Annotated in this window: 9 protein-coding genes; 1 reads left to right on the top strand and 8 read right to left on the bottom strand. The window is 64.8% G+C overall.

All coding sequences use genetic code 11. The features are described 5' to 3' along the window. Window positions 1–10: 10 nt before the first annotated feature. The 8 genes from tgmC to QR77_RS25705 form a co-directional block, all read right to left on the bottom strand. A complete protein-coding gene (tgmC, locus tag QR77_RS25735) occupies window positions 11–1,210 on the bottom strand; it encodes an ATP-grasp peptide maturase system methyltransferase (protein WP_040024457.1) in 1,200 nt (399 codons plus the stop codon). After that, complete coding sequence (tgmB, locus tag QR77_RS25730) at window positions 1,188–2,192, bottom strand: ATP-grasp ribosomal peptide maturase (RefSeq protein ID WP_040024456.1); 1,005 nt, start codon at window positions 2,190–2,192, stop codon at window positions 1,188–1,190. Before tgmB ends, tgmC begins: the two co-directional genes overlap by 23 nt. A 3-nt stretch (window positions 2,193–2,195) precedes the next feature. Further along, complete coding sequence (locus QR77_RS25725; protein ID WP_040024455.1) at window positions 2,196–2,429, bottom strand: putative ATP-grasp-modified RiPP; 234 nt, start codon at window positions 2,427–2,429, stop codon at window positions 2,196–2,198. A gap of 185 nt (window positions 2,430–2,614) precedes the next feature. Then, window positions 2,615–3,481 carry a helix-turn-helix transcriptional regulator gene (locus QR77_RS25720; protein WP_040024454.1) on the bottom strand — a complete coding sequence of 289 codons (867 nt, stop codon included), beginning with the start codon at window positions 3,479–3,481 and terminating at the stop codon, window positions 2,615–2,617. A gap of 31 nt (window positions 3,482–3,512) precedes the next feature. Next, window positions 3,513–4,034 carry a DUF6879 family protein gene (locus tag QR77_RS25715; RefSeq protein WP_040028646.1) on the bottom strand — a complete coding sequence of 174 codons (522 nt, stop codon included), beginning with the start codon at window positions 4,032–4,034 and terminating at the stop codon, window positions 3,513–3,515. Further along, window positions 4,015–4,248, bottom strand: a complete 234-nt coding sequence (locus QR77_RS44015) for a hypothetical protein (protein ID WP_078877122.1) — start codon at window positions 4,246–4,248, stop codon at window positions 4,015–4,017. The genes QR77_RS25715 and QR77_RS44015 overlap by 20 nt, the downstream gene beginning before the upstream one ends. A gap of 103 nt (window positions 4,249–4,351) precedes the next feature. Then, a complete protein-coding gene (locus QR77_RS25710) occupies window positions 4,352–4,573 on the bottom strand; it encodes a DUF397 domain-containing protein (RefSeq protein WP_040024453.1) in 222 nt (73 codons plus the stop codon). A gap of 14 nt (window positions 4,574–4,587) precedes the next feature. Then, window positions 4,588–5,439 carry a helix-turn-helix transcriptional regulator gene (locus QR77_RS25705; RefSeq protein WP_040024452.1) on the bottom strand — a complete coding sequence of 284 codons (852 nt, stop codon included), beginning with the start codon at window positions 5,437–5,439 and terminating at the stop codon, window positions 4,588–4,590. A 173-nt stretch (window positions 5,440–5,612) separates the two neighbouring features. On the opposite strand from QR77_RS25705, the gene QR77_RS25700 reads away from it, so the two are divergent. After that, on the top strand, window positions 5,613–5,945 hold the full coding sequence (locus QR77_RS25700) for a hypothetical protein (RefSeq protein WP_040024450.1): 333 nt from the start codon (window positions 5,613–5,615) through the stop codon (window positions 5,943–5,945). Window positions 5,946–5,982 lie beyond the last annotated feature (37 nt).

Genomic DNA, 5,982 nt, shown 5'->3' with positions numbered 1-5,982 from the left:
CGGTGACCTCTCAAGGACCAGCCAGCGGCAGGGCGGGCATGTACGGGTGCCGCAGATACTGGCGGCCGTCATTCACGTGCAGGCTGAAGGTCTCCGGCTGCGGCCGACCGGCCGCATCGTAGGCGCTCAGGACGGCTTCGACCCGATCCCACAGTTTGAGCGGGCCGCACTGCCGCACCTCCCATGCGCCTTCGTACGGTGTGAGGGTGGCGGCCGAGCCGGTGACGACGTCGACCAGACGCACCACCTCGCCGACCGTGGTCATCTGCGTTCCCGGCACCGCGCTTTGAACAAGAAACCGTAGGTGGAACGCCTCCTCGGTAGCGGCGCTGAACCGTTCCGGACTGTGCCGGGCCGCCCTCCCCTGCTGCGGTAGATCGGCTGCCCAGTGGTCAGGGTTGCCGAAAGCGGGAGCGGCGTGCGTGCGGGCCGACATGAACGAGACCGTGCCGGAAAGCAGATTCCCCTCGGCGCTGCCGTCCTCGGCAACGGTCAAGAGGACGCGGGCATATCCGTAGAGCCAGCCGCTGAGGGTAAGCAAGATCTTCCCACCGGGCCGGGTCTGCGCGAGCAGCGCCGACGGTACGGTACGAAAGGAGCAGGCTGCCACGATCCGGTCGAAGCGAGCCTCTGGCCAGTAGCCGTACAGCCCGTCGGCCACCGCCAGGGTGGGCGCGTATCCCGCGCCGTGCAACGCGGCTGCGGCTCGGTCGAGCCGGTGCGGGTCCACTTCGATCGAGGTGACAGCGGTGGAGCCAAGGCATTCGCAGGCGAGCGCGGTGGAGTAGCCGGTCCCTGTGCCGATCTCCAGAAGTTCGTGTCCCGGCCGCAGGTCCGCATCGGCCCACATCCGTACGACGAGTGACGGCAGCGTGGAAGACGACGTCGGCACCCCGCCGTGTCGCCGTCCCGGATTCTTCCAGTCGGGTTCCTCACCGTCGAACTGTGTGATCAACGTGGTGTCGGAGTACGCGGCGGCCAGCCACCGGCCGGGGTCGAGGTGAGCGGTGAGCGGTTCCCAAACCGTCAGCCCGTCCCTGTCGCGCTCGTCGGCCGGCAGGTAGAAACCGGGCACGAACCGGTGTCGCGGCACGGTGGCCACCGCTTCCAGCCAGACGGATTCGGTCACAGCCATGCCCTCCGCCAAGGCTTTCGCCAGGGCCTCACGCAGGCGCGTGGCCCCGGTCTCAAGGTCGGCTGGCGTTTTCATCAGGCGCCGGCTCCTTTCCGCTCAGAATGTCGGCGAATGCCTCGGTGATGGCGGGTGCGTCGGGTAGCCAGCCCCACTGACCGTTGCTGTTGCACTCAATCCAGATCCAATGTTCCGGGTCGTTCACGTCGCCGGTGAGAGCGAAATCGAAGCAGCCGAAGATCAGGCCGAAGGCGGCGAGATAGCTGTACAGCGCTGCCTCGATGGCGGGCGGCACGGTGACCGGGACATGGATCAGGTCTTCCCAGTCGCCGCGGCGCCAGTCGAGAGCGCCGTCCGGGGTGGTGATCTGCTGGGCGAAGACGTGGTGACCGACCACGGTCACCCGTACGTCTCCGGTCTTGGGAACTTCGGCCTGGAACAGATGCGCTGTCACCATCAGGGAGTCGTCGAAGGCATCCGGGATGACGCGCTGGGTCCAGATGGTCCCTGCGATCCCCTTCCGGTGCTCATCCTTCGGCAGGCCGCGGAAAGTCTTGTAGATGACCCGTCCGTGCTCGGCGGCGAAGCTCCGGGCGGTTTCGGAGTCGTTGGTGATCAGAGTCGGCGGAATGGTGAACCCGAGATGGACGGCCGTCCGAAGCTGGGCGGGCTTGAAGTCTGCTCGGGTGACTGCCGACGGGTGGTTGACGTACGTCGCTGCGTGCAGGCTGTTGAGGACGCCGCCGAGACCGTGCCTGGCTTCGGCGGTGGAAAAGTCGCGTTCTTGAGCGGGCAGGCCGGTGAACCGGGCGGAGTACGGGGTGGGACGGCGGTAGTACACCGCTGTCACCTCCCGCACTTCCACCTCGCGGCTGGTCGTACTCAGCATCCCGCCCCAAGCCCGCACCCCGGAGCCGATGCGGAAGCCGAAGCGCAGGTCGCGCCCGATGTCGGCAGGGTCGACCCGGACGACGGGCACCCCCCGCTTGTTGAGCGCGGCGATGACCAGGTCGGCGGTGAGGTCCTCCAGGGACGTGACGACCAGAATGAGAGAGGCCATCGGTCAGTCCGACTCGTAATCGGTGGTGTTGTCGTCCTGAGTCTGCGGCTGAGCACTCTGACCGTCACCGCCGCCGGACACCGACGCGGTGCCCTTGGTCTTGTTGGTGCCGTGCTTGCCCATCTCCACCACCTGGCCGGCCGCGTCGCTGTATTCGGCGGTCTGTGTCGAGGGGTCAAGCGTCACCGTGGCGTACACCGGCGGGCCCACCGGCAGCCGGTCAGTGACCAGCCGCATCGCCCATGGGGCCTGGGGTGGCAGCGGCGTGCGTCTCGGGGACGACAAGAGAGGTAAGCACGGTGTGACAGACATATCCATCTCCCAGGAGCGTTGACGTCACTTCCCCATAACCCGAACGGGTAGGACAACGCTAGGGACATGGCTGCTTGAAGGTCCAGGAGATTGCACGAGATTGCAGATCCTCACCCAAGGCCGACCATGGCTTCCCTGATCAAGTCGCGCGCCCCGTCACCGTGGACAGCCATTTCCGAGAGCCGTTCGAATGCTCTTAGGTAGAGAGCCACCTCGCTCGGACGGGTGACCGTAATATTCGCCGATAGGGTCTCCACCTGTACCTGAACGCCGTCGAAGGCGAGAAACCCTTCAAGAGCCCACACCTTTCGGGGTGTCCGCCGGGGAATGATGCCTATGGAGACCGTAGGCAGAGTCATCACGGACAGGACGCGGTCAAGTTGGCCGACCATCGTTTCGGCGTCCCCGAAAGGAAAGTACAGGACGTCTTCCTCCACGAGAAGCGCGAAGCGCTTTGTCCTGTCGTAGATGACCCGCGACCGTTCGACGCGCGCGGCAGCGGCTTCTGAAGCGTCGTTGACCGTTCCTTGGAACTCGGCGATGGTATTGAGCAGCCCCTCGGCGTACTCCTGCGTCTGCAACAAACCGGGAATGACGTTGGGGCAGTAGACCCGCATACGGCGCGTTCGTTGGTACAGAGGTACGGCTGATGTTTGATTGCGTGTCAGGCCGGAACGCTGAAGATGCTGCCACTCTCGGTACATGAAGTCGGCGTCACGCGAGGCGACCACCAGGTCGGAAACGTGGTTCTCATCCCCACAGGCACGGCACCACACTCGAATGTCATCGTCGGACGGTTTCGTCCTGGCGTTCTCAATGCGCGACACCTTCGCAGGGTGCCAGCCACACCGAAGGGCGAGGTCACGCCCTGTGAGCCCGGCATCTTGACGAACAACACGGAGCTGGCTGGCGATCGACTTACGCGCTTCTTGAACGCTGGAGGAGGGCGAGGGGGACGAGGAGGGCGAGGAGGGCATGAACCGACCGTCCTGTGGCTTTCGACATCGATCAGATCACATAATTCTCGTGCGGAAGAGCCCTCTCCCATACCGCCTCGAAAGCCGAAGCGCACAGGGCCGCCACGGATGGATCCTCAGTGATCTCAGGCTCAACCGCGTCGCCGCTGCCCGAGAAATGATTGAAGCGTACGACACTCTCATCGATGAGCCAGAAGTCCACAGCGGGCAGCGCGATGCCGATCGCCTGGCGGCGCGGCAGCCATCGGACTTCCTCGCCTGCCTCGATGTTCAATGGTGTGGTGAAGTGCTCAAATCTGATGTAATCCGTTACCGGTTCAGAGACAATGCGGGCCCGACGGAGGGTCACGCCCCGGCCCACGGTCTCCTCAACCATGGAAAGCCATCCGGCGAGAGACCGCTTCCCATCCTCATGCGTCCACCTGCCGGCATTCCACCGCGCCACATCGGACCGCTCCTCAGCAACCGCGTATGTATCCCGCATCTCCAAGTGGACGGCGGAGCGCTTGGCCGAGTTGAGAAGCTCCACGAAGCTAAGCACCTTCGGCTGCATCACACGCCTTTCTGATGAGTTCGACCATGCGGTAGGGGAGGCGGACGATTCCTTCCGAAGCAAGAAGGGGGCTGTCCTGTGCGCAGGCGGACTCCATCGCGCCATCCGGCTTCCAGCCTTGAAAGACAAGCTCTCTGGTGGAGTCATCGACCCACACGGCCGGACAGTTGCCACTGTTGGTGTTCGGGTCAATCCCGATGAAACGCAGTGCCATGGTGACCTCGCCTGCCTAGGGGGTTCCCTGAATCCGCAAGAACAACATCGCCTCGGGCAGGCGTCAACGGGGCATCGGCGTGCCCGGCACCGGCGGTCCGCTGCTACGCCGTGGCGTCGATGTCGGCGTCGACGAAGTGGTCGAACTCGCCGGCCTTGACGCCGAGGATGAAGGCGCGCAGCTTCTCCGGGGTTGTCGTGACGATCGCGCCCGCCGGGTCATCGCTCTCATGGAGCTTGATGGTGCCGTCATCGGCTGCGGCGACGTAGACGCAACCATTCGCCTCGCCGCTGAACGAGGACTTCTGCCAGTGGAGGGCGGACACGCACTTTCCCCTTCTCACATGCTTTCCGCGATCCGACGGATCAAGTCGCGGGACTTCACTGGTCCGAGGCTACAGCCCGCCATGCGGTCCAGGACGGTGCGGTACTTCACCAGATGCGGTTGGGTATCGAGAAAAGCGGCGCCATGGTCCGTATCAAGCTGGATGGTGTCCAGGGCCGGCACCGCTCCTGCCATGTAGTAGATACCTGTCCCAGCACTGGGGAAAGTGCCACCACCGAACGGGATCACCAGGATGGTGACATGTTCCAGCTTGCTCACTTCCAAGAGGTGTCTGAGCTGGGCGCGCGCCACCTCCGGACCGCCGAAGCCCATCCGTAGGGCGGCCTCATGGAGGATCGCTGTCAGCGGCGTGGGGTTATCCCCGTACAGCACGACCTGCCGCTTGATGCGGTAGGAGACCCGGTGTTCGATCTCGTGCGGCGCGAATGGCGGCACGACATCACTGATCACGGCGTGGGCGTGCGCCCGAGTCTGGAGCAGTCCGGGCAGATGGATCACTGATGCCGCTCGCATCGATGTTGTGTGGTGCTCCAGTTCCGCCAGATCAAGGGCATCGGGAGGAAGCATGTCGCGGTACTCGTCCCACCAGCCACGTGTTCGGCCCCCGGTCATCGCGGTGAGCGCTTCGATGTAGGCCTCGTCCGTACAACTGTAGTTACGGGCCAGGGCGCGCACACGGTCCGCGCCTACCGCATAACGGCCCGACTCGATGCTGCTGATGCGGGGTTGGGAGGAGCCGTCGAGCACTCCCGCCTGAGCGGTGGTCAGGTCAGCTTGCTGACGAAGCCTGCGCAGTTCATTGCCCAGGCGACGCTGTCGCACAGTGGCCGGAAGAACCTTCGGCATCCTTCAACCTCACTCATACGGATATTCCGTTCTCACTATGTAGATGAATCATAGCGACAAACGCTACGGTGTGGGACAGGCCACACCAACTGGCCCGCGCCGCAAGGTGGCGCTACTTCGTCCTGCCCTGCCACAGCGGGCAGGCGTCGCCCTTCACCGACAGGGGAAAACCGATGACGACCGTATCGCCGCACAGTGCTGCCCTGGAGCCGTTCGATTTCGATCGGGAGGTGTACGAAATGGCCCGTGACGGCGCGCCCCGGCTCTTCGCCGTCGTCGAGGAGTACATGGTCGGGACGGAGGACGCCGACGCGGTGGTGGTCGCGTGGGGCATCGCGTTCGAGGGCGGGAAGTCCGAAGTCAGGCCGCTGGAAGGGAACCGGCGGTGGACTCTCAGGGCGCCCGAGAACGCGATGCGGTTCTTCGGGCGGACGGAGGACCGTACCGCTCGTCTCGTATGGATCGACCGCCCCGAAAGCAACGGCCGCAGCGAGGCCGTCGCTTGACGGTCGCCCGGACGCGCCCGGCCGCCGACAGGTGTTG

Origin of the sequence: Streptomyces sp. 150FB (assembly GCF_000818195.1) — a bacterium.
Classification (GTDB): Bacteria; Actinomycetota; Actinomycetes; order Streptomycetales; family Streptomycetaceae; genus Streptomyces.
Note: the sequence above shows the minus strand (reverse complement) of the source record. Positions and strands in the feature narration are given on the sequence as shown.

What these genes read in the sequence shown, in the direction of transcription:
- tgmC (WP_040024457.1), bottom strand. Translation starts at nt 1,210, where the DNA reads ATGAAAACGCCAGCCGACCTTGAGACCGGGGCCACGCGCCTGCGTGAG.
- tgmB (WP_040024456.1), bottom strand. Translation starts at nt 2,192, where the DNA reads ATGGCCTCTCTCATTCTGGTCGTCACGTCCCTGGAGGACCTCACCGCC.
- QR77_RS25725 (WP_040024455.1), bottom strand. Translation starts at nt 2,429, where the DNA reads ATGCGGCTGGTCACTGACCGGCTGCCGGTGGGCCCGCCGGTGTACGCC.
- QR77_RS25720 (WP_040024454.1), bottom strand. Translation starts at nt 3,481, where the DNA reads ATGCCCTCCTCGCCCTCCTCGTCCCCCTCGCCCTCCTCCAGCGTTCAA.
- QR77_RS25715 (WP_040028646.1), bottom strand. Translation starts at nt 4,034, where the DNA reads ATGCAGCCGAAGGTGCTTAGCTTCGTGGAGCTTCTCAACTCGGCCAAG.
- QR77_RS44015 (WP_078877122.1), bottom strand. Translation starts at nt 4,248, where the DNA reads ATGGCACTGCGTTTCATCGGGATTGACCCGAACACCAACAGTGGCAAC.
- QR77_RS25705 (WP_040024452.1), bottom strand. Translation starts at nt 5,439, where the DNA reads ATGCCGAAGGTTCTTCCGGCCACTGTGCGACAGCGTCGCCTGGGCAAT.
- QR77_RS25700 (WP_040024450.1), top strand. Translation starts at nt 5,613, where the DNA reads ATGACGACCGTATCGCCGCACAGTGCTGCCCTGGAGCCGTTCGATTTC.